Below are 22,388 nucleotides of genomic sequence, written 5' to 3'. Positions count from 1 at the left end.
GCCACCACACGGTGCATGGTAACCGCTTCGAACATACCGAAGGCCAGCAGCATTTCACGCTGCAAGGCTCGCTGCATATCAAGGCAGGGCAGGCGTGGTTAAGTGAAAGTGGCCGAGAGCTGCACATTAAAGCGGGCCACAAAGTCGTGCTGGAAGCGAGTGATGAACTCACCCTGAATGCCGGGGGCAGTTTCATCAAGCTGGAGGGCGGCGGCATCACCCTGGTAGGCCCCAAGGTACGCATCAACGCAGGCGGCAGCCCAGGCAACGGCACCGGGCAGGCGGTGGAAGGCCCGCTACTACCGGGGCATGTGGCGGCGGAGGTGCATGAAAAAATCGTAGCGCCTCAACAAACACGCACGAAAGGAGTGTCACTGGCAGAAGCCTCAGGAGTAGGGGAACGGGAGTTTCTCGTTGACGTTACCAGCGGTCGACAGGACGGTCAGCAGGTTCGTCTACGCAAGGGGTGGGGCCGGACGGATGAGGGACAAAACGCATGAGCGAAGGCGATCTCAAGGAACTGCAGGACGAAGCCATCGACCTGGGCGTACGGCGCCGTGTCGAGTACGAAGATGACGAAGACGGCACCCTGGCGCTGGTGATTCCCAAGCGTGAAGGTGGTGGTGAGATTGAAATACCCCTCGTGGAGCACGCCAGAACCGTCTTTGAGCGCACTGATGGGAGCCTGCAGGACAACACCCTGCTAGCTGTTCGCCCCCTGGCGGAAGTGGGCCGCCATCGTCCCGTTCAACAACGTGGCGTGACCACCCATACCGGTATCGCCACCGCCATGCTGCGCCCAGGCTACCTATATGTGTTCTTCGACAACCGCTTGTGGCGTGAACTTGAGATAGGCCCCGACGGCAAGCTCAGTGATGTGGATCTCACCCACTATCGTGAGCAGGCTGAGGGAGGCAATATCCCCAACGAGCGCGACAGCGAAGGCGAATGGCTCGATGACATTCTGCTACCCGCCATGCTGCAGGGACAGGCCACCCTGCACCGAGTGCGCCTCGCCTACAGTGAAATTGCCTGGAGCTGGCCCTACATCGCATGGCTTGAAAACAACGTCAGTCGGCTTGAGACTCGCACCACGGCCGTTGGGCATGCCCATGCCGTGATTCTCGACATGGAAGGCCGACTCTCCATGCAGACCGGCTTTCCCGCCGGGAGCCTGAGCGAACAACCGGCACTGCGCGAACGCGATCTCGGCATCGAACTGATGCTGGAAGCCCCCGATGCTTTCACCGCCGACTTTACCTCTCCAGCGAACAGTGAACTATGCAGTAAACTTAAAGCGCTATGGGAGCAAGCCGGTGAAACCGACCGAGCCGCTACCCTGGCACTGGCGTGCGATACGGGTAACGACCTGCTGGACAATATCCGCGACAACCCTGGCATCGTTGCCGTGGCACTGCCCGATCCACTGTTCACGCTGCGCCACGCCCTGGCCCAAATCCACCTCGCCCAGCACTACCTGGATGGGCTCGACAGCGTGCTGGCTGAACATCCCCTGGGGCATTCGGCCAAGCTGATTCGTCAGGCGCTTTACGCCGAGCCAAGGGAAGGTGAGCCGAATCCGCTGGCCGAGTTCCGCAGTGCCATCGACGCGGCCAAACTTGACACCACCTTGCAGCAAGCCGAGCGGGACGCCGCAATTACTGTGCTGCGCACCTCGCTCGACACCCTCCAGCGGCTGGCCAGCCAGGGCCAGCTCACCGCCATACTGCGCGACTTCACCAGCCACCATCAACTGGGCATCTGCGAAGGTTACGCCCTGTGTGGTGACCTTTACGGCGTACTGCAACAGCTCCCCGGTGTGCTACAAGACCAGGGTGACGCCCGCCAGGAAGCACGTACCCGGCAACTGCTCAAGACGCTGCTGACGGATCGTGAATGGCAAGCGCTATGGAGTGCCGACGAGAGCGAAGCCACTCAAGCGCCCGTTGGCAATGAAACCAACGATGGCAGCGGCCATTTCAACCCCACCCTCCTGCGCCAGCTGGCTGAGAATGACAGCGACCTTGATGATGCCCTGGCGAAAAGCCTGGGACTGGAGACCCTGGGGCTCATTGCCCGGAATCTGGCTGAACAGGAGCAAGATCAATCGAATGCCGTGCTCAGCCTGTCTAATGCCGGCAAGGTGAGCGGCCTGCTGAGCACGGTGCTGGGGCAATGGAGCCAGGCACTACTGCGGGCAGCGGAGCGAGTCAGCGACGATATCGAGGTCATCCACCTGCGTCGCCTCTTCACTGCCATCGGCACCCATGCCAACCTGATGGATGGCAACCTGGGCGGCGAGTTGCAGGTCATGCGGCGTGGTGATGTCGACCTGAACCGCTACACGATCATTGGGGTGCACGGTGATGGCATCGCCTGGGGGCTGACCGACGCTGATCGCTACAGCGGTGCCTTCCAGACCCAGCGGGACTACCTCTATGCCGAACAGATAGACCCCCGTGGGAATGTACGCACCTCGACCAGCCCGAAGCGTATGTCTGCGGAAGTCGACGAAGCCATTCGTCAGGTCGCCGGGCATGTGCTGGTGTTTGTTCTGCCGGTGGGGCACCCAGAAGCCAGCAAGGTTGCTCAGTTGCGCATGGCCAGGGTTGCCGGGCAGGTAAAGGTGATGATGGATGGCCCGGCGGTGTCGAGGATGCTGGTGGGGTTTGCGATTTATAACTTGGGCAGGGAGATGGTGGGATTGAGCCGAGCTCAACGAGAAAGTCGTGCGGGGTTGCAGCGAGCAAAAATATTTAGTGCATTTGCGGATCTTAGTGCGGCGTCGATGAAACTACATGCAACTCTTTATCCAGATCGAATTTCGCTGACCGGACGTTTTATTCAGCGAACTTGGTTTGATATGAAGGGCTGGCCCCTCATTGGCGCAAGGTTATCTAAGGTTGGGGCGAGCACACTTGTTCGCACCATTGGCATGTTTAATTTCATGGCTGGAGTCGCTGCGGTTGGTGTCAGTTCCTGGGAGCTACGCAATAGCTTGCAGCAGGGAGACCGTGATGCGGCTATCGGCCATGGTATAGCAATTGCCGGTGGGGCGTTGTTTCTTGCCGCCCCCTTGATGGTGGGGCTGGTGATGATTCCTGGCTGGGGTTGGGCGTTGCTCGGCCTGGGGCTGGCCATCGGTGGGACCAGTTATGCCGCCATGAATCAGGCTACCCCCTTTGAACAACTGCTTAGGCAGGGCCCCCTGGGCACCCACCCTGATAGCTCCATGGCATCCGCTGACGATAGTATTTACTACCCACAACTGTTGACGCAGTTCAGCCCCGTTAATATAGAGGTAGTGCTCTACGGCAGCCTGGACCGTACAGAAAAACAAGCCCTACTGGAAAGCGTATGGGAATCCACAACGGACACCCCCAGCAAGCGCGATTATGTGGTCACTATCAGCACACCGCTGATCAGCCGTTACAAGATTGGGGAAACGTTAAATCTGGCCGTTCAGGAACTGGAGCAGACCGATACCGGCACCATCACCCCGCTTGGCACCTATGAACGGCTCTCGTATATCACCCGAGCACCGGAGCCATTTGAAATTGGCAAGCGCCAACTGCTGCCACAGCAAAGCGCCGTACGCTTTCTGGTCAAGCGCAAAGTGGCAGAGGAGCGCTTCGAGATGGTGGGCTCTTCTATCACGTCGACTTCCCGGCTGCGCATCGCCCTGCAAGCCAGAATCGAGTGGGAACTGGGAGAAATGGTGCTACCTACCCCGATGTTGAAAGCGTACGAACCTTATGAGGAAGGCCAGCATGATGCGCTGCCGACCCGGTCGTATCGCACCGTTAACAACCCGATCAGCGATTTTATCAGATCCTTTACCGGGCGATCACAGGACCCACGCTACTGGTATATCAAGGAATTTCGCGTATGAGAGAGGCCAACGCCAGCGACTACAGCCCCGGTGCCTACCGGGGCAATGCCATCCCGCCGCTGCCCGCACCGCCAAGAAAGCGCGAACGGCTGGGTGAGGAGCTGCTGCCCTTTGGCGATTACGCTGGTATCGACCCCTACCAGCAGCTTTGCGAAGATGCGGAATTTATACAACAGCATGACCAGGAGAGTCCGAATTTTTATCAGTCGGATAGTTGGTGGTGGGATCATCAGCGTATTCGATTTTTGAAAAGCCAATTAGGATTTTCCGTTCTTTTGATGGCTTTTCCATTCCTTTATTTCTGTTTTCTCTTGCTTTTTCCTTTTTCTTTTGCGGTCTTGTTTCTTGATCATATTTTTGAATATAACGAGCTGCTTGGAATTGTCGCTACACTTTTGGTTTTGGGGGGAGGGCTTCTGGGTGCCGGTATTATCGGTGCATATACATGCCAGTTCGTTATGAGTGGCATCTTTCGCTTGGGCGCCACTTTCCTGAAGCCTTTCCGTAAAATAATCGCCCATCGCGCCAACCGCTATATGAAAGAGCGCCAAAGCGAGTTCAATCGCCAAACAGGAATGGTGAGTTTTGCCCAGGGCAAAAAGAAGCCACCGTTGGTTGCTCCCTTTATTGAATTTGATGGTTATGTTGAGCGAGTGGTACAACGGGGCGGCATCTTCTACCGGCTGATGTTCGTGCACCGCTATACCGGCAAGCAGTTCAGTCAGACTTCCCTCAGTACCATCGTCGATCACAAGCATGAAGTGCATGCCCTGTGGGATATGCTGCAGCGCTATATGGATGTCACCCAACCCATGCCAGATATCCCGCGCCTGGAGCCGTTTCGCCATCTCGACCCCACCACTGCCGAGCACGACCGGCAAACCGGTCGCAATCCGCGCTACTGGCGCGACCTGGAGTTGGAAGCGTGGAAGCAAGGAGAGGGTGCCGCCTTGCTCAAAGCGCAGATTGAGTACCCTTGGTCCCGGCAGCGCTGCCAGCTTACGCCCCAACTCGGCAAGGTGGAGATGACTGCCTACCGTGAGCGGCAGGAGGCGGTAGCATGAGTGAAGCAAGCTCCCCCCACTATGGTCCCGGTGCCTACCGGGGCAATGCCATCCCGTCGCTGCCCGCACCGCCAAGAAAGCGCGAACGGCTGGGTGAGGAGCTGCTGCCCTTTGGCGATTACGCTGGTATCGACCCCTACCAGCAGCTCTGCGAAGATGCTGAGTTTGTACAACATCGTGGCCGGGAGGAGCCGGATTTTTACCAGTCGGATGGCTGGTGGTGGGATCATCAACGCATTCGTTTTCTGAAAAGCCAATTGGGGCTTTCTGTCTTGTTGATGGCTTTCCCCTTCATTTACCTATGTGTTTTAGTGGGGGGGGGGTCTTTTTAGCCTCAGGCATTGCGGATTTGATTCATGATAGTAGTCCTGAGCTTACAACACTGATTTTTGCCGTGTTTTTTGGCGGTGGATTTATAGCTGCAATCGTGATGGTAGCATATACAACACAGCCAATTTTTAATTGGTTGGTTAAAGTTTTTGCAACGATTTTAAGTCCTTTGAGTCAATGGTCTGCTAATCGAGCCAATCGCTACATGGAAAATCGCCAAAGCGAGTTCAATCGCCAAACGGGAATGGTGAGTTTTGCCCAGGGCAAGAAAAAGCCGCCGCTGGTTGCTCTGTTTGTCGAGTTCGATGGCTATGTCGAGCGGGTGGTACAACGGGGCGGTATCTTCTACCGGCTGATGTTTGTACATCGCTATACCGGCAAGCAGTTCAGTCAGACCTCCCTCAGCACCATCGTTGATCACAAGCATGAAGTGCATGCCCTGTGGGATATGCTGCAGCGCTATATGGATGTCACCCAACCCATGCCAGATATCCCGCGCCTGGAGCCTTTTCGTCACCTCGACCCCACCACCGCCGAGCACGACCGGCAAACCGGGCGCAACCCTCGCTACTGGCGCGACCTGGAGTTGGAAGCGTGGAAGCAAGGAGAGGGTGCCGCCTTGCTCAAAGCGCAGATTGAGTACCCCTGGTCCCGGCAGCGCTGCCAGCTTACGCCCCAACTCGGCAAGGTGGAGATGGCTGCCTACCGAGAACAGCAGCCAGCGGCATTGGCAGACGAAAAGTTGTGAGTTAGGGGAAGCAATCCATCTGTTATTCGAGCGTGGCACCACCGATGGCTATGGAGTACTAACTATATACTCCCGCCGTTGCTGTGAATGAGTTGTTCACTACAAGCATTACATACCTGGGATGCTAACCAAGCTTATGCGGCACAACCTCATGCCCCAGCGCTTTATAGCGCTGCCAGCAGGCGCGTTTGGCTACCAATACTTGCTGGTGTTGATTGATAATTTCAGCCACCCGGGCGTAGTGCTCAACGCCGTCGGGAATATCGGGGTGCAGGTTCAGTAGGGCGGTTTCTTGCGTAGGTACTGGAAGCTGCTGCCAACCTAGCGTGATCGGTACGCTGGCGGCCAGCTCGCTATCTTCCAGCGCATGGGGCAGGTAGGCGTCCTGGCGAAACTGCCATAAAGCCTCGTCGGCCTGCTCGGCCAGGGGTTTGTCCTCGCAGTGCAGGTGTAGCCGGTAGCCTTTACGGTGGATCGTCTCGGCCAGCTTGCAGGCAAACTGCAGGCGCGCTTCCAGAGTGGTGTCGGGCAGGATATAAAAATCGATACGTGCCATAGGCGGCTCCCGCGGTGTTAAAGCGCTTGGCAGCCCTGCCGCCGCTGTGAGGCGGCAGGGCTGAGCGATACCAGTCAGTTATAGCTATTTATACCAACCGGGTCAGCCAGCCGTGCTTATCTTCACTGCGACCATACTGCAGGTCGAGCAGCGTTTTGCGGATGCGCTTGGCGATTTCGTTGTTGCCGTCACCCTTGAGACGGATGCGCTCGTTTTCAGTTACCAGTTCGCCTACCGGGGTAATCACCGCTGCAGTGCCGCAGGCAAAGACTTCGGTAATCTCGCCTGAGGCAGCACCTTCACGCCATTCATCAATGCTGATGGGGCGCTCTTCAGGCGTTAAGCCTTCGTCTTTCGCCAACGTCAGCACGGAGTTACGGGTCACGCCTTCCAGAATGGTGTCGGTTAAGCGTGGCGTGACTAAACGACCATCCTTGTAGACGAAGAATAGGTTCATACCACCCAGTTCTTCTATCCATTTGTTTTCAGCGGCATCCAGGAAAGCGACCTGGCTGCAGCCATTGGTGGCGGCCTCTTTTTGTGCCGCCAGGGAGGCGGCGTAGTTGCCACCGCATTTGGCAAAACCAGTACCACCAGGTGCGGCGCGCTTGTAGTGGGAGGAGAGCCAGATAGAGACTGGCTCGATGCCACCTTTGAAGTAGGCCGCTGCCGGTGAGGCAATCACGTAGTAATCCACTTCGTGGGCGGGGCGCACACCCAGGAAGGCTTCTGAGGCGATCATAAACGGGCGCAGGTAGAGGCTGCACTCGTCGGCATCGCTGGAGGGGGTGGGTACCCAGGTATGATCCTGAGCCAGCAGGGCTTTCAGTGAACCGATAAAATCTTCATCGGAGAGTTCCGGTAGTGCCAGACGGCGGGCGCTACGCTGAAAACGCTCGGCATTTTTCTCAGGACGGAAGGTCCAGATTGAGCCATCGGCGTGGCGATAGGCTTTGATGCCTTCGAAAATTTCCTGCCCGTAGTGCAGAACGGAGGCAGCCGGGTCAAGGATTAACGGGCCGTAGGGGCGCACTTGGTGGCCATGCCAGTCCGCATCCATTGTCCAGCGGACATGGGCCATGTGATCGGTAAAGTGCTTGCCAAAGCCTGGATTGCTGAGAATGCTGTCACGGATATCATCCGCCATCGGCTGGTTGGATGGCAGAACTTCAAAACTAGATTCAAAACGAGTGGGCACGGCGTGTTGTCTCCGCTAAAGCCAAGCCCCGAGGGGCAATTATAAGCGTGTCGTTAGGTGTAGCGTGTGCCTTAAGTGAGGCACACGCTAATGCTTCCAGGTGTAACGTTTGCGGCGCGGAAAGGCAACCGCTGTTTGGCTAGCTGTCGCTATTTTCTACTTGCGCGTCGGTTTCTCGATCAAGCAGATATTGGGTTAGCAGTCCTACTGGCCGTCCAGTCGCGCCTTTTTGCTTACCGGAGTGCCAGGCGGTGCCCGCGATATCCAGGTGTGCCCAGGGGAAATGGTCGGCAAAGCGAGACAGGAAGCACGCGGCGGTAATAGTGCCTGCCGGGCGGCCACCAATGTTGGCCAGGTCGGCAAAGTTGGAGTCCAACTGCTCCTGGTACTCGTCCCACAGTGGTAGGTGCCAGGCGCGATCCCAGGCGGCTTCACCGGCATCCAGCAGGTCCAGGGCCAGATCGTCATCGTTTGAAAGCAGCCCCGTGGCGTGGTGGCCCAGGGCGATAATGCAGGCGCCGGTCAGGGTGGCGATATCGACAACACTTGCCGGGGTAAAGCGCTCTGCGTAGGTCAGGGCATCGCACAATACCAGGCGACCTTCGGCATCGGTGTTGAGAACTTCAACCGAAAGCCCTTTCAGGGTTTTGATAATATCGCCAGGCTTGGTGGCGGCGCCATCTGGCATATTTTCAGCGGCAGCAACGATAAACACCACATTCAACTTGGGTTTGATCGCCAATACCGCTTTAACGGTGCCGAACACGCTGGCGGCACCGCCCATGTCGAATTTCATTTCATCCATACCTTCGCCGGGCTTGAGCGAAATGCCACCGGTATCAAAGGTAATGCCTTTGCCGATCAATACGTGGGGTGCTTCCTCCGGGTCTTCGGCGCCCTGATACTTCATCACGATCAGACGGGAGGGCTCTTTACTGCCGCGCCCTACCGAGAGCAGGGAGTTGGCGCCCAGTGCTTCGAGTGCCTCCTCGTCAAGAATATCGATCTCCAGTGCGCCTTGGGAATCTTTACCGAGTTGTTCCGCTTGTTCCGCCAGGTAGCGGGGGGTGCAGACATTGCCCGGCAGGTTACCCAGGGTACGGGTGAAGTTGATGCCCTGACCAATGGCACTACCCAGCAGCGCACCCTGTTTTGCCTGGGAGGATTCACTCGCTTCGGACACGATAAGGTTAAGCCTGACCAAGTTGGGAGCTTTGGCTGGTGATGATTTAAACTGGTCAAAACGGTAGATTGCCCGCTCAGCCGCTTCCAACGTCTTGCGGGTTTTCCAGGTTGTGTCACGGTCTTCGAGAGGAACATCGGTAAACGCAACACTGGCTTCATCCACCGGGAGCTTGGCGAGGGCTGTCATGGCGGCGTCCAGTCCTTTGATAAATGCGGCTTCCTGGCACTTGTCGCGTTCACCCAGGCCAACCAGCAGCAGCCGCTCGGCGCCAAGGCCAGGCGCAAATGGCACCAATTGTACGTTGCCCAGCGCGGCATCAAAGTCACCGCGCTCCAGCAACTGACCAATCAGTCGCTCGCTGGCATCATCTAATTTGGCGACAGCGGGCAATAAGTCGCTACCTTTAAAAACGGGAAGAACGAGGCAAGCCGTTTCGGCTTTGGCTGGGTTCGCGGTCTGAACGGAAAATTCCATGACATCTCCAACAAGACAAGCATCGAGTGATTCGGGATAATGCCCCGTTATTCAAGTGTACCCAAGCCATGGGCGCATTGCATGGCAACCTGCACCTTTAGCCGGAGAGTGCGTTGATTTTATTTCGGTACTTAACCCGCGAAGTGTTACTGACGATGTCTGCGGTGGCCGGTATTCTGTTACTGGTCATCATGGGCAGCCGCTTTATCCGTTACTTCTCTGATGCGGCGGAGGGTGATTTCCCTGTCACCATTCTTGGCAGCCTGATGGTTTTTCATCTGCCTGGTTTTATGGAGTTGATTCTGCCACTGTCGTTTTTCCTGGGCATTTTGTTGGCCTATGGCCAGCTTTATATGAACAGTGAAATCACCGTTATGGTGGCGTGTGGTATGAGTCCTACCCGGCTTTTCCGGGTAACGCTGTTGCCTGCAACCGTCGTCGCGGTGCTGGTGGGGCTGTGTAGCTTATGGCTGACGCCCGCTGGGGCACTATTAACAGAGGCAACGTTGGCGGAGCAGCGCAGCCGATTGGATGTCTCGGTGTTGGCGCCAGGCCGCTTTCAGGATTTTGGTGGTGGCCGCACTGCCTATATCACTGATTTCAGCAGTGATGGCACTGAAATGCAGGAAGTATTGGTTCATGAGCAGGCCGTGTCAGGGGCGGAGAGCACTCATAGTTACGTGACCAGGGCCGGCTCCGGCTACCAGGAGACCAATGTGGCGACCGGCAGCCGCTTTCTTGTTCTGGAGCATGGCGAGCGTTATGGGGTGACGCCGGGCAGAAATGAAGCCGAACGCTTGACGTTCGAGCGCTACACCCTGCGGCTTGGCCTGAGCCGCGACCGCCAGGAACTGGATTCCTTGGAATATGCCACCACCCCTGACCTGTGGAATGACCCTGACCCTCGTGCTCAGGCGCAGTTTCAATGGCGGGTGGGGTTGCCATTCATGGTATTTATTCTGGCCCTGCTTGCTCAACCACTCTCCCGCGTTAACCCCCGGCAGGGGCGTTTTGCCAAGCTATTACCGGCAGTATTTCTATACGTGGCGTATTTGAGCCTGCTGTTGGCTGCGGTGGACGCTATTGGTAGCGGCTCCCTGGTATCAACCATTGGTGTGTGGCCGGTGCATGGCCTGTTTTTAGGGCTGGGGTTACTGCTGCTCTGGCACTCTCAGCGGAAGGGAATGCGCTAATGCTGTTTGATCAAATGGACCGTTATATTGCCCGTAATGTGCTGGCAGCCATTATTGTGGTGCAGTTTGTACTGTTGGGCCTGGATATCACCATTGCTTATATCGGTGATTTGAGTGATACCCAGGGCAACTATACCGCGTTGGACGTATTGTTCTATCTTCTGATGCGGGTGCCCTGGCGCTTCTATCAGTATGCGCCGGTGGCGGTGCTGATTGGCGCATTGATTGGCTTGGGCAGCATGGCCTCCAGTAATGAGTTAACGGTGATGCGTGCGGCAGGGCGCTCACTGGCCAGGATTGTTTGGGGCGTGATGAAGCCCGTGCTGCTGGTTGTGGTGGTGGTACTGCTGGTGGCTGAATTTGTTAGCCCACGTACCGAGCAGTTTGCCGAGGCGTGGCGTTTGGAGCAGCGGCAGGGTGCGGGGGCCATGCCTGCCAGTCGTAGTGGCTGGCAATTTGAAGGCGATAGCGTCTACCGCTTTGGGGCGATCCGCGCCGATAACGTGGTGCTGGACTTAACCCGCTATCGTTTTGACGAGCGCCGCTTAACGGAGGCGACACACGCCAGTCGTGCCCATTGGGAAGAAGGGGAGTGGCAACTGGAAGGGGTAACAACCACCCGTATCTTTGACGACCGTACAGAGTCGGAGTACCACGACCAGATGACCTGGGAAACGGCATTTACGCCTACGCAGCTGGAGCGCCTGCTGCGTGATATTCAGAGCCAGGCACCCAGTGAGCTATGGGCCTACGCCCGTTTCCTGCAGAGCCAGGGGCTACAGGCCGACCAACCGCTGCTCTATTTCTGGCAAAAGGTGCTGATGCCGCTCACCATGGGGTCGCTGGTGCTGATTGCTGCTTCCTTTGTGTTTGGCCCGTTACGCACTGTGGCTGCGGGCACACGGGTGTTCTATGGGGTGGTCACTGGGTTGGTCTTTAAGTACGTGCAGGATTTGCTGGCGCCGGCCTCGACAATATTTGGTTTTTCACCCGTGTGGGCGGTGCTGGTGCCAACACTGGCCTGTGCGGTAGTGGGTATTTACTTTCTGCGACGTAACGGTTAGCCAGAGTAGCGTGGGCAGGTTTAATCAAGGAGATAGCGTGACGGTAACACGGCGGTTTACTCAGTTGGACAGTGTCTGGCCCGCAGGTTTGGGGCGTCGGCTAGGCGCGATGCTGTATGACGGCTTTTTGGTGATGGCGATCTGGATTGCGGTCACGGTGGTGCATGTGGCGTTTTTCCGTTTTGCTTTGGGGCAACGTGCAGAAGAGATCGGTACCACGGCTGGCGATATTTGGAGCCTGCGATTAATGCTGCTGTTTTTTGTTACGCTATTCTTTGTTTTTTCCTGGCGGCGGGGCGGTATGACGCTGGGTATGCAGGCATGGCGCCTGCGTGTGCAAACCACGGATGGATATGCCATCTCCCTAAAGCAGAGCCTTATTCGCTGTGTGACCGCCTGGCTTTCTCTGGCTGCCTTCGGCATCGGTTATTGGTGGGTGCTGTTCGATAAGCAGCGTCGTAGCTGGCCAGATATAGCATCCGGCACGCAGACGGTTGTTCTGCCAAAAGCAACCGATAGATAACGGCTCGCGATCAACGACTGGTTAATAAGCCTCAACGTGCTTGGCAGGAGGTTCTCTCTTTTCAGCAGCGGGGCACTCCACCGGTCTGATAATTTCTTTAACGAATGCTAATGCAACAGAGATATATTTCTACTTGCAAAGCCGTATGCGAATCATTTACATTACACCTATGGCTTTTCATGAGGTGTTTCCATGTACGTATGCGTGTGCAAAGGAGTAACCGATCACCAAATTCGTCAGCACGTTAGCGACGGTGCACGCAGCTGGCGTGAAGTGCGTGAGGCGACTGGCTGTGCCACTCAATGTGGCAAATGCGCCTGTTACGCCAAATCACTGACCCGCGAAGCCGTGCAAGTGGCGCGGGCGGAAGCGGATATGAGTCTCGCTTACGCTGTGTGACGCGAATCACTCTCGTTAGGGTTATCGTTAGCAAATAACTGATTTGCTTGAATTTTTAATTGTCTTATCTATACTCCCAAGAACATTGGGAGTATGCCTTTCTGTGGCCTATACTCCTTCATTAACGTAACTGCTTGATCGTGCTTATTAACTATCAGCATTACAGTGAAAAAGGTGACGTCATGAAAGGTGATCCAACGGTCATTCAGCATCTCAATAAAGCGCTTGGCAACGAGCTGGTAGCTATCAACCAGTATTTTTTACATGCCAAAATGTATAAAGACTGGGGCCTGAAAGTATTGGCCAAATGGGAATACGACGAGTCCATCGAAGAGATGCAACACGCTGACAAGTTAATTGAGCGTATCCTCTTCCTCGAAGGTATCCCCAATCTGCAGGATCTCGGAAAGCTGCATATCGGCGAGAACGTGCAAGAGATGCTGGAAAGCGACCTGAAAATTGAGCACGACGGCCGTAATGACTACATCGAAGCCATCACCTACTGCGAAAGCGTAAAAGATTACGTGACCCGCGATCTGCTGCGCGACCTGCTGGCAGATGAAGAGGGTCACATTGACCACATCGAAACCCAGTTGAAGCTGATTGATCAGGTAGGTATTCAGAATTACCTGCAGAAACACATGCAGCTTGCCACCGACGAAGAGTAAATCTCACGCTCGGTAGCCAAGTGAAAAAAACGGGCAGCCACATGGCTGCCCGTTTTTTGTGGTAACGCTCTTTGCCACTAGCGGTTGGTGGCTAGAGAGGCGTTCGCTTCCAATGTGGTGGTAATAGCTGGAACCGGTTCATCAACACTAAAGGTAGTGCGACTTAAACGCCGTACCCGCTTCATAAATAGTGCAATGCATACCAGCGTGCCCAGCGCGGCTACCACGTAGCTTGTCTGTAGGGGTAAGCCGAACCCAATGGGTGCGTAGGCCAGGTAGGTAAAGGTCGCCATGGTCATAAAGACTGCAGGAATAGAGGTGATCAGGTAAGGCTTACGCGAGAGCACCAGATACATCGTGCCTACCCACAGGGCGATGACGGCAGTGGTCTGGTTGGCCCAGGAGAAGTAGCGCCACAGCAGAGTGAAGTCCATATGGGTCAGCGCATATGAGATCACGAACAGTGGCAGGGCGATCAGGATGCGCTTGGTAATCGGTTTCTGCTCTACTTTCAGATAATCAGCAATAATCATGCGTGCGCTGCGAAAAGCAGTGTCACCGGAGGTGATCGGCAGCACGATAACACCCAGCACCGCCAGCGTGCCGCCAACCGCGCCCAGCATGGTCGTAGAGACTTCGCTCACCACTGCCGCAGGGCCACCGGCCGCCAGCACATCAGAGAGCGACTGGTCGCCGTAGAACAGGCTCATGGCAGCGGCTGCCCAAATCATCGCAATCACACCCTCTGCGATCATCATGCCGTAGAAGATCTTACGCCCATTGGTCTCATTTTTAGTGGTGCGTGAGATGATCGGTGTTTGGGTGGCATGGAAGCCAGACAGTGCGCCACAGGAGATGGTCAGGAACAGCAGCGGGAAAATCGGTGCATTGTCTGGGTGCATATTCTGGAACGAAAGTTCAGGAATGGGGGCGCCTGTGACCACCAGGCCAATACCAATGCCCGCCGCGCTAAACAGCAGCAGCGCACCAAAATAGGGGTAGATACGGCCAATGACCTTGTCGATCGGTAGCAGTGTGGCAATCAGGTAGTAGCTAAAGATCGCCATGATAATCAGGGCCAGCGAGATGGATGTCATATTGGCCAGCAGTGCCGCAGGCGATGTGACAAATACAGTCCCGACCAGTAACAGCAGTAGAATCGCAAACCCATTGACCACGTGTTTCATTGCTTTGCCCAGGAACTTGCCTGCCAGTTGGGGCAGATGAGCACCGTGGTTACGAATCGAGATCATACCGGTAAGGTAGTCATGTACGGCACCGGCAAAAATACAGCCAATCACGATCCATACAAACGCCACCGGGCCATAAAGTGCACCAAGAATAGGCCCGAAAATAGGGCCAACACCGGCGATGTTGAGTAATTGAATAAGGGAGTTTCGCGTGGTGTTCATCGGCACATAGTCGATGTCATCACGCATGCTAAAAGCGGGTGTCTGGCGCTTGCGATCCGCCATAAATACACGCTCAACAAACTTGCCGTAGGTGAAATAGCCCACGACCAACAGCAGTATCGACACAATGAAGGTAATCATCTGGGGCACCCATGTGTTAAGAGATGAAAAGTGACGGGCGTAGGACGGGTAGATTCCAGTACGCTGATTAAGCCGAGCTGAATGTACAGAGTCGCTCGCAGAAGTGCTTTAAGACTTTAGTGGATCATGGCGTTTGGCAGCATGGCAGATACGCAAACGAGACTGCTGACAAAGTAGATAAGTGGTCTCGAGTAACTCTATGCGGGGGAGCTGTGAACCCATCCGTGGGCGCTACTTTCGCCATCTAACCGCCATGGATGGCGGAAATGCCGGAAAAGTAGGGAACTGTTTTCCGGCCCTGGCGAAAGACCCCCGCTACGAGTTACTCAAGACTACGTTAAGAAGCAGGGTCAAAGGGTTTGTCATCAACCTAAAACGGGCAGCTATAAAGCTGCCCGTTTGTCTGCATTGTTTGATGTCATGCAATTACGATTTGACCTCACCGCAGGCCATGCGCGCACCGCCTCCACCGAGATGGGGATCATCGTCATAGGTGTCGCCACCTGCGTGAATCATCAGGCTGCGGCCTGGCATATCTTCCATGCTAAGGCGGGGAGCCAGAACCGGCAGGTTAGCTTCGCCATCTTCATTGACGGTTAAGACCGGCAGGTCGCCCAGATGACCATCATCATAAGGCCCCTGGTGGGTGCCGGTTTCTTCCGGGTCGTAGTGGCCTCCGGCTGCCTGGGCGGCAGTCATTGCGCCATCATCATCTTCAGCGGGTTCGCAGCTGGCATTCTGGTGGACATGAAAGCCATACACACCGGGTTCAAGGCCGCTAAGTGATGGGGTGAGCAGCAGGCCATGCTCGGTATGTTCAATGGAAACCGTACCGATGGCTTCTTCAACGCCCTCTGCGCTTACTTTGTGCATATCAACATCGAGGGACTCATTGGCCTGAGCCGTGGTGGTCATCAGTAAGGCAGCGGCGATGCCTGTTAGCGGTACTGAATAGCGCATAGTGCACTCTCCTTTCCTTATCCATGGAAGCCCTGATTAAGGGTCGCCATTACAGGGTAGCTGCCGTCGGGAAAAGCTGCCAGAGCATGGTGCAGTGGCTACTCAGGGGGTACGCATAGGGTATGCAAATCTAACACCGTGGCGGCTAAAGCCTGCGCCCTGGGGACCAGGGTCGAGAGACGGCAGTATTCTCTATCTGTGTGCATCAATGCACCCACTGGCCCAAGACCGCACAGTGTCGGCACACCTAAACTTGCCGTCCATCCCGCATCGGAGCATCCGCCCGTGAACTCTCCTTCCACGTCGAAGCCCAACTGTCGGGCATGGTGTTGGTAGCGGCTGAAGAGCGCACTGCTCATCGCGGCTTCAAGCGGATAAAACTCTGATGTTTGTTTGATGGTGGCTGTGGTGCCGGGGAGTTCCGGCTCCGCAATGATACGCTCAAGTGCCTGATAGAGCTGGTCCCGCTGCTCTGCGGTCACAAAACGGGTATCCAACTGGGCGGAAGCGTAGGGGGCAACGGTGTTGCGTGCAACACCGCCGGTAATGGTACCCACATTAGTCGTGATACCCGCTGGGTAATCCGTTAGGGCGTGCAGTTTAACGATTTTACGTGCAAGAGTTTCAATCGCGCTTGCGCCATCAGCATGGCTGACGCCTGAATGGGCCGCTTGGCCGCGCACTTCGATAAGAAATGCGGTGCCTCCTTTGCGAGCGGTCACCACGTTGCCGCTCACCCGTCCTGGCTCAGTGTTCAGGGCCGCGCGGGCGCCTTTGGCAGCCTGCTCAATGAATGCTCTGCCATCGGGCGAGCCGATCTCCTCATCAGCGGTGAATAGTGCATGAACCGGGTAGGGGAGTTCGGGAAGCTGGTTCAAGGCCCGTAAGACAAAGCAATTGACCACCAGCCCGCCCTTCATATCGGCAACCCCAGGGCCGTAGCCAATATCGTCCTGCTCGCTATAACCCCGTGTGGCCACCGTGCCGGTAGGAAAAACCGTATCCCGGTGGCCCATTAATAAAGTGTGCCCGGCACTTTTGCCGGGCAGGCGTGCTTCCAGAATATCACCAGCCTCTGGCCGCGCATGGCGGATGACCTCTATGCCTTCTGCGCTGAGCCACGCTTCAATGCGGTCAGCAACGGTATCGTTGCCTGCTTTATCCGGGCTGTGTGAGTCGATATTGACCAGTTCCGCCAGGCAATCAACCATCGCGCGCTGCTGGCTGGCCAGCCAGTCGAGCACGAAGGTACTGGGTGTAGCGTGTGTGTCGTGTGTCATTTCCGCTCCTTGACGATATCCGCACCTTGTTTGCCGAGGTCCCAGAACAGGCCGGTCATGAGATACAGTGCTTCCTCGGCAAGACTTTCGAGCATATGTTCATCAGGCGCATGTTGCGAGCAGGACGGGTAGGAGTGAGGTATCCACAGGGTAGGCAGGCCCAGCGTGCCAGCAAAGACGTCATTGGGTAGGGAGCCGCCCAGGTTAGGTAGTAGTGTCGGGGATTTGCCCGTGGTGGTTTGAATGGAGGCCAGCGCCCAGCTCACCCAGGGGTCATCTGGGTCGAGCCGCGTCGCTTTCATTTGTGACATGCGTGCTGGCGTGACATCAATATCCTGGTAGCCATGGGCATCGAGGTGTCCGCGTAAATGTTCGATAAACTTATCCTGATCGCTGCCCACCACATAGCGAAGCTGGCAGTGAGCATAGGCAGTGGGGGGGATTGCATTGACAGGGGCATCAGGGTTGCCTGCTTTCAAGGCAAGGATTTCCAGTGTGTTCCAGGCAAATAGCCGCTCTGCGGGGGTTAGCCCTGGCTCCCCCCAGGTAGGGTCGATAGCGGGGGCATTATCGCCATTACCAATGGTCAGGTTAGCGATGGCGTGGCGGACAGACTCAGGAATCGGTTCAGGGCGCAGCCCTTTGACCTGTATAACGCCCTGGGGTGTCACCATGCTTGCCAGGGCATTGGCCAACCGCACTGCGGGGTTTTTAAGCACTCCCCCCCAATTCCCTGAGTGATGGGCTCCTTCGCGGGCATTAAGGGTTAAATCGAAGTTGAAGGAGCCTCGTGACCCTAAAAAAACGGTGGGTGATTCTGCATCCAGGCGAGGGCCATCGGAACCGATAAAGACATCCGCAGCCAGGCGCTGCTGATAACGCTGGCAGATCTCATTCAGCCCAGGCGAACCGGTCTCTTCACCCATTTCCAGGATGAGTTTGACGTTATAACCCAGCTTTCCATCGGTGGCGGCTAATACACTCTCCAGAGCCGCCAGATTAATGGTGTGCTGGCCTTTGTTATCTGCTGTGCCGCGGCCATACCAGCGGTCGCCCCGTTGGGTCATCTTCCAGGGTGAAAGGCCCTCCGCCCACTGGTCATCGTATCCCCGGATAACATCGCCATGCCCATACGAAAGTACGGTTAGCCCAGCCTCTGGCTCACTCCGCTCCGCCAGCAGGAAGGGGCCATAGCCGGTCACTGGGTTTTCAATGATTTCCCACTCAAAGCCAAGCCGCTCAAGATCGGGAATGATCTGCTCGGTAAGATAGCGTTCAAGTTCGTGAAATCGGCTGGGTTCCTGGCTTTCACTGGGGATCGCGATCTTGCTGGCCAGCGAGCGATACAGGCTGCCGCTCGAAAAATACGCTCTTGCCTTGCTGATTGCGTGTTGGCGTGTCATCAAAAAACTCCTTTTAAAATAGCGATACCGGTGTTGATCATGCGAAATGGCAGGCAACTCGCCCAGTGCCATGCAAGTCGACCGGGGGAAGTGATGGCCTACGTTCCCTGCACTCCGGGGATGATTGAGGGCAACGAGGGTGGAAGGCACATCCCGCCGGTGGGCGGCTGGGGTCCGGTTGCACCGAACCAAGCCCCAGGTCGGGAATATCCAGGCTGGGGTCTGGCGTCAGGGCTGAGGCAAGCAGTGCCTGGGTATAAGGGTGTTTGGGGGCAGCAAAAATCTGTTCACGGCTACCTTCTTCTACGATGCGGCCGAGATACATCACCGCCAGCCGATCAACCAAATGTTCGACCACGGCCAGGTCGTGGCTGATAAACAGATAGGTAAGCCCGAACTCCTCCTTGAGGTCGAGGAGCAGATTAAGGATTTGTGCCTGCACCGATACATCCAGTGCCGACGTGGGTTCATCGCAAATCACCAGGTCCGGGCGCATGATGAGCGCACGGGCGATAGCGACCCGTTGACGCTGGCCGCCGGACAGCTGGCCGGGATACTGCTGGGTGGCGCGCTTAGGCAGACCCACAAGGTCCAGCATCGCGGTTACCCGCTGTGAGCGTTCCTGCGATGACAGAGTGGTATGCAGGCGCAGTGGTAGCGCAATGATGTCGCCAATACGTCGGCGTGGGTTAAGTGACGAGTACGGGTCCTGAAAAATCGGCTGTACATGCCTGGCTAGGGTTTTCTGGTCTGAATGGGTAATCGACTTCCCCTGAATGAGCACATCCCCTTCGCTGGGGGGCGTCAGGCCAAGCAGCATTTTGGCCAGCGTGCTTTTGCCGCAACCGGATTCGCCCACCAGCCCCATCACCTGTCCGCGTGGCACTCGAAGAGAGACATCGCTGACAGCGTATAGCGCGCGCTTCTTACTGAACATTTTTCCCCCCAACGTGAAGCGCTTGGAAAGGCCGCACAGTTCTAGCGCGTAGGGAGTTGGCTCAACGCTGGTGGCTTTCATGGAGTACCTCACACGGGATAGCAGTGGACGGCACAGGAGAGGTGGCGAAGTGGCAGCGTACGGCATGGGCCTGGGTAGCCTGGATGAGTGCCGGTGCCGTGGTGCAGCGCTCCTCTGCCCTGGAGCAGCGATTGCGAAAAGCACACCCTTTCACCTCGCCGATAAGGCTGGGCACCACGCCGGGGATAGCCTGCAATCGGCTGCCGGGGGGCGTTTTTCCCGGTGTGGGAATACAGTTGATCAGCCCTTGTGTGTAGGGGTGCTGAGGCGCATTGAAGAGTGTCGTCGTATCGGCGGTTTCGACGATCTCGCCTGCGTACATGACGGCAACCCGGTCAGCAATTCTGGCAACCACGCCCAGGTCATGGGTAATAAAGATGATGGCGGTGCCAAATTCACGCTGCAGATCCCGCAGCAAACGTAATATTTGCGCCTGAATAGTGACATCCAGTGCGGTGGTGGGCTCATCGGCGATGATCAGGTCCGGTTCACACATCAGCGCCATGGCAATCATAATGCGTTGCCGCAGCCCGCCTGATAGCTGGTGGGGGTACTGATCAAGACGCTCTTCTGCCGCGCTGATACCGACTTTTCCTAACAGATAGATCGCGCGCTCTTTGGCTTGCTGGCGTGACACCTTGCGGTGGCGTCGTAACACCTCACAAAGCTGGTTTCCCAGGGTATACGCTGGGTTGAGTGCGGTCATCGGCTCTTGAAAGATCATCGCCATACGTGACCCACGCAAGCCGCTACGCTGACGCTCCGTGAGAGACAGTAGCTCAGCGCCATCGAAGTTCAACTGAGAGGCGGTAATGTTTGCCCGTTGGGGCAGTAAGCCCATCAGCGCCATGGAGGTCATCGATTTACCACAGCCGGATTCGCCGACAATGCAGAGCATTTCACCGCGCTGCACCTCAAAATCGATGCCCCTGACCGCATTCAGGGTACCCGCCGCTACGGGTAGTTTGACCTGAAGGTTGGTCACTTTTAGTAAAGGAGCGGATGTATTGGTGATGCCAGTGGAGATATTGTTACTCATCGCGACCTCCTGGAGCGCTGATATCGCGCAAGCCATCGCCGAGGAGGTTGATTGCCAGCACCAGCATGAATAGCGCGGCGCCCGGTATGGCAATCACCCAGGGTTGGAAGAACATGTAGGCCTTTCCTTCCGCAATCATCAGCCCCCAGGACGGGAGCGGTGGCTGAATACCCATGCCCAGGAAGGAGAGCGTGGCTTCCAGCAGAATGGCATTGGCTACCTCCAGGGTCGCTACCACGATCAATGCTGGTGCAATGTTGGGCAGGATTTCACGCAACAGGATATAGGGTAGTGATGCCCCCAGGGCTTGAGCCGCCTGGACATACTCCGCATCACGCAACTGCACCGTGGCAGAGCGGGCGACAACAGTGAACCTGTCCCAGAGCAGCAAGCCAAGCAGTAGCGTGACCATAATCAGCGAACCGCCTGTCAGCGATGCCAGTGCCAAGGCGACCAGCACCACCGGTAGTGCCAGTCGTGTGGTCAGGATATAGCTCACCACTGCATCCACCCGGCCACCAAAGTAGCCTGCCAATACCCCCAGCGTGGTGCCAATCAATCCGGAAATGAAGGCGGCCAGTAACCCTATAAACAGTGAAATACGGGCGCCGTATAGTAAACGGCTAAGATAATCCCGACCGAGCCGGTCGGTTCCCAGCATATGCTCCCAGCTTCCCGCCGCATGCCACACAGGAGGAATCATGCGGTTAGCAGTGCTTTGCGCATAGGGATCATGGGGAGCCAGCCAGGGAGCTAGTAGCGCAATCAGCACTAGCAAGCCTGTGATGGTGATACCCAGCAGTAACGTGCGATGGCGTGGAAGACGAGCACTGAGGCTGGCGAAGGGCGAACGTAGCCTGGGGGAGGTGCGGGTTGCCAAGGGTGTCGTGGAGTCCGGCATGGTGATCTCCTAGCGAGTACGCAAGCGCGGGTCCAGCGCTGCGTTGAGGATGTCGGCCAGCAACGTCAGCACGATGTAGAACAACGCAATAATCAGTACGACGGCCTGAACAACGGGGTAGTCGTTACGCGATATGGCGCTCCAGGCCAGGTGGCCAAGCCCACGTAGCGAAAACACCGTTTCGATCACTACCGACCCGCCCAGCATGAAGCCAAGCTCAACTGCGGCCAGCGCAACAACGGGAATAACCGCGTTGCGTAGCGCATGCTTGAACACCACACTGGTGGTACTTAGCCCTTTGGCCCGTGCGGTGCGAATATAGTCTGACTGCAACACCTCCAACATGCCGCTGCGGGTCAACCGCATCATGGCCGGGGTGGCGTAGTAGCCAAGGGCGATGGCAGGTAGTACATAACCTTTCCAGCTCTCGCTACCTGCTGCCGGAAACCACTGCAGGTTGACGGCAAACACAATGATTAACGTCAGGCCAAACCAGAAGTTGGGCATCGCCTGCCCTGTTACGGCAATGGCCATGGCAACCCGGTCGATCCAGCTACCGCGTTTTAGCGCTGCTGCCACGCCCAGTGGAATCGACACGCAGATCGCAATGGCCAATGACAAAAAGCCCAGGGTCAAGGTGACGGGTAACCGTTCGGCCACCAGCTCCATTACAGAGCTTTGGTAGTAGTAGGAGCGGCCAAAATCGAACTGTGCTGCATTCCACAGCCATGCCCCAAATTGCTGTATCAACGGGCGGTCCAGGCCGAACTCCTGGCGAATCTGCTCCACTTGCTCGGCGGTTGCTTCAGGTCCGCCAATAGCAATGGCCAAATCGCCCGATATCTGTAGCAGGCTAAAACTGAGAACCGAGATTGTCAGTGCCACACCCAGTGCTACCAGCAGGCGTTTTAAAATGAATGCCCACATGCGTTACCCCCA

The 22,388-nt window shown here is 56.5% G+C and carries 21 protein-coding genes; 10 read left to right on the top strand and 11 right to left on the bottom strand.

What is annotated here, in order from left to right; translation table 11 throughout:
- The 5 genes from HP566_RS05280 to HP566_RS05260 form a co-directional block, all read left to right on the top strand.
- Positions 1 to 500, top strand: a 500-nt coding sequence (locus HP566_RS05280) for a DUF2345 domain-containing protein (RefSeq protein WP_249976214.1), incomplete at its 5' end; no start/stop codon positions are given.
- Complete coding sequence (locus HP566_RS05275; RefSeq protein ID WP_249976213.1) at positions 497 to 3,892, top strand: toxin VasX; 3,396 nt, start codon at positions 497 to 499, stop codon at positions 3,890 to 3,892. The genes HP566_RS05280 and HP566_RS05275, both read left to right, overlap by 4 nt.
- Positions 3,889 to 4,956 carry a hypothetical protein gene (locus HP566_RS05270; RefSeq protein ID WP_249976212.1) on the top strand — a complete coding sequence of 356 codons (1,068 nt, stop codon included), beginning with the start codon at positions 3,889 to 3,891 and terminating at the stop codon, positions 4,954 to 4,956. The genes HP566_RS05275 and HP566_RS05270 overlap by 4 nt, the downstream gene beginning before the upstream one ends.
- On the top strand, positions 4,953 to 5,288 hold the full coding sequence (locus HP566_RS05265) for a hypothetical protein (protein WP_249976211.1): 336 nt from the start codon (positions 4,953 to 4,955) through the stop codon (positions 5,286 to 5,288). The genes HP566_RS05270 and HP566_RS05265 overlap by 4 nt, the downstream gene beginning before the upstream one ends.
- Before the next feature lie 203 nt (positions 5,289 to 5,491).
- A complete protein-coding gene (locus tag HP566_RS05260; RefSeq protein WP_249976210.1) occupies positions 5,492 to 6,034 on the top strand; it encodes a hypothetical protein in 543 nt (180 codons plus the stop codon).
- Positions 6,035 to 6,158: 124 nt separating this feature from the next.
- On the opposite strand, the gene HP566_RS05255 is transcribed toward HP566_RS05260, so the two are convergent.
- The 3 genes from HP566_RS05255 to HP566_RS05245 form a co-directional block, all read right to left on the bottom strand.
- Positions 6,159 to 6,590 carry a DNA polymerase III subunit chi gene (locus HP566_RS05255; RefSeq protein WP_249976209.1) on the bottom strand — a complete coding sequence of 144 codons (432 nt, stop codon included), beginning with the start codon at positions 6,588 to 6,590 and terminating at the stop codon, positions 6,159 to 6,161.
- An 88-nt stretch (positions 6,591 to 6,678) separates the two neighbouring features.
- Positions 6,679 to 7,788, bottom strand: coding sequence for a branched-chain amino acid aminotransferase (locus tag HP566_RS05250; protein ID WP_340163064.1), 1,110 nt, complete (start codon positions 7,786 to 7,788; stop codon positions 6,679 to 6,681).
- Between the two features lie 139 nt (positions 7,789 to 7,927).
- Positions 7,928 to 9,448: a leucyl aminopeptidase gene (locus tag HP566_RS05245; protein ID WP_249976208.1), complete on the bottom strand. Its 1,521-nt coding sequence runs from the start codon at positions 9,446 to 9,448 to the stop codon at positions 7,928 to 7,930.
- Between the two features lie 113 nt (positions 9,449 to 9,561).
- Here HP566_RS05245 and lptF point away from each other — a divergent pair, with 113 nt between their 5' ends.
- The 5 genes from lptF (at position 9,562) to bfr (ending at position 13,295) form a co-directional block, all read left to right on the top strand.
- The gene (gene lptF, locus HP566_RS05240; RefSeq protein ID WP_249976207.1) at positions 9,562 to 10,641 is read left to right on the top strand and encodes an LPS export ABC transporter permease LptF; all 1,080 of its coding nucleotides are present in this window, start codon (positions 9,562 to 9,564) and stop codon (positions 10,639 to 10,641) included.
- Entirely contained in the window at positions 10,641 to 11,705 is a 1,065-nt protein-coding gene (gene lptG / locus HP566_RS05235) for an LPS export ABC transporter permease LptG (protein ID WP_249976206.1), read from the top strand. The genes lptF and lptG overlap by 1 nt, the downstream gene beginning before the upstream one ends.
- A gap of 37 nt (positions 11,706 to 11,742) precedes the next feature.
- Entirely contained in the window at positions 11,743 to 12,228 is a 486-nt protein-coding gene (locus tag HP566_RS05230) for an RDD family protein (protein ID WP_249976205.1), read from the top strand.
- 192 nt (positions 12,229 to 12,420) lie between these two features.
- Positions 12,421 to 12,627 (top strand): (2Fe-2S)-binding protein, encoded by a 207-nt coding sequence (locus tag HP566_RS05225; protein ID WP_249976204.1) that lies wholly within the window; start codon positions 12,421 to 12,423, stop codon positions 12,625 to 12,627.
- Positions 12,628 to 12,809: 182 nt separating this feature from the next.
- On the top strand, positions 12,810 to 13,295 hold the full coding sequence (gene bfr / locus HP566_RS05220) for a bacterioferritin (protein ID WP_249976203.1): 486 nt from the start codon (positions 12,810 to 12,812) through the stop codon (positions 13,293 to 13,295).
- Positions 13,296 to 13,372: 77 nt separating this feature from the next.
- Here bfr and HP566_RS05215 read toward each other — a convergent pair whose 3' ends face one another.
- From HP566_RS05215 to HP566_RS05180, 8 genes are all read right to left on the bottom strand, one after another.
- On the bottom strand, positions 13,373 to 14,848 hold the full coding sequence (locus HP566_RS05215) for a carbon starvation CstA family protein (RefSeq protein WP_249976202.1): 1,476 nt from the start codon (positions 14,846 to 14,848) through the stop codon (positions 13,373 to 13,375).
- 426 nt (positions 14,849 to 15,274) lie between these two features.
- Positions 15,275 to 15,808, bottom strand: coding sequence for a superoxide dismutase [Cu-Zn] SodC (gene sodC / locus HP566_RS05210; protein WP_249976201.1), 534 nt, complete (start codon positions 15,806 to 15,808; stop codon positions 15,275 to 15,277).
- Positions 15,809 to 15,906: 98 nt separating this feature from the next.
- Positions 15,907 to 17,088, bottom strand: a complete 1,182-nt coding sequence (locus HP566_RS05205; RefSeq protein ID WP_249976200.1) for a M20 family metallopeptidase — start codon at positions 17,086 to 17,088, stop codon at positions 15,907 to 15,909.
- On the bottom strand, positions 17,085 to 18,491 hold the full coding sequence (locus tag HP566_RS05200; protein ID WP_249976199.1) for a M20 family metallopeptidase: 1,407 nt from the start codon (positions 18,489 to 18,491) through the stop codon (positions 17,085 to 17,087). The genes HP566_RS05205 and HP566_RS05200 overlap by 4 nt, the downstream gene beginning before the upstream one ends.
- Before the next feature lie 37 nt (positions 18,492 to 18,528).
- Positions 18,529 to 19,509, bottom strand: coding sequence for an ABC transporter ATP-binding protein (locus tag HP566_RS05195; protein ID WP_249976198.1), 981 nt, complete (start codon positions 19,507 to 19,509; stop codon positions 18,529 to 18,531).
- Positions 19,490 to 20,548, bottom strand: coding sequence for an ABC transporter ATP-binding protein (locus HP566_RS05190; RefSeq protein ID WP_249976197.1), 1,059 nt, complete (start codon positions 20,546 to 20,548; stop codon positions 19,490 to 19,492). The genes HP566_RS05195 and HP566_RS05190 overlap by 20 nt, the downstream gene beginning before the upstream one ends.
- Positions 20,541 to 21,449 (bottom strand): ABC transporter permease, encoded by a 909-nt coding sequence (locus HP566_RS05185; RefSeq protein WP_249976196.1) that lies wholly within the window; start codon positions 21,447 to 21,449, stop codon positions 20,541 to 20,543. Before HP566_RS05185 ends, HP566_RS05190 begins: the two co-directional genes overlap by 8 nt.
- 9 nt (positions 21,450 to 21,458) lie before the next feature.
- A complete protein-coding gene (locus tag HP566_RS05180) occupies positions 21,459 to 22,376 on the bottom strand; it encodes an ABC transporter permease (RefSeq protein ID WP_249976195.1) in 918 nt (305 codons plus the stop codon).
- Positions 22,377 to 22,388: the final 12 nt, after the last annotated feature.

Source organism: Vreelandella olivaria, from assembly GCF_023507745.1.
Classification (GTDB): domain Bacteria; phylum Pseudomonadota; class Gammaproteobacteria; order Pseudomonadales; family Halomonadaceae; genus Vreelandella; species Vreelandella olivaria_A.
Note: the sequence above shows the minus strand (reverse complement) of the source record. Positions and strands in the feature narration are given on the sequence as shown.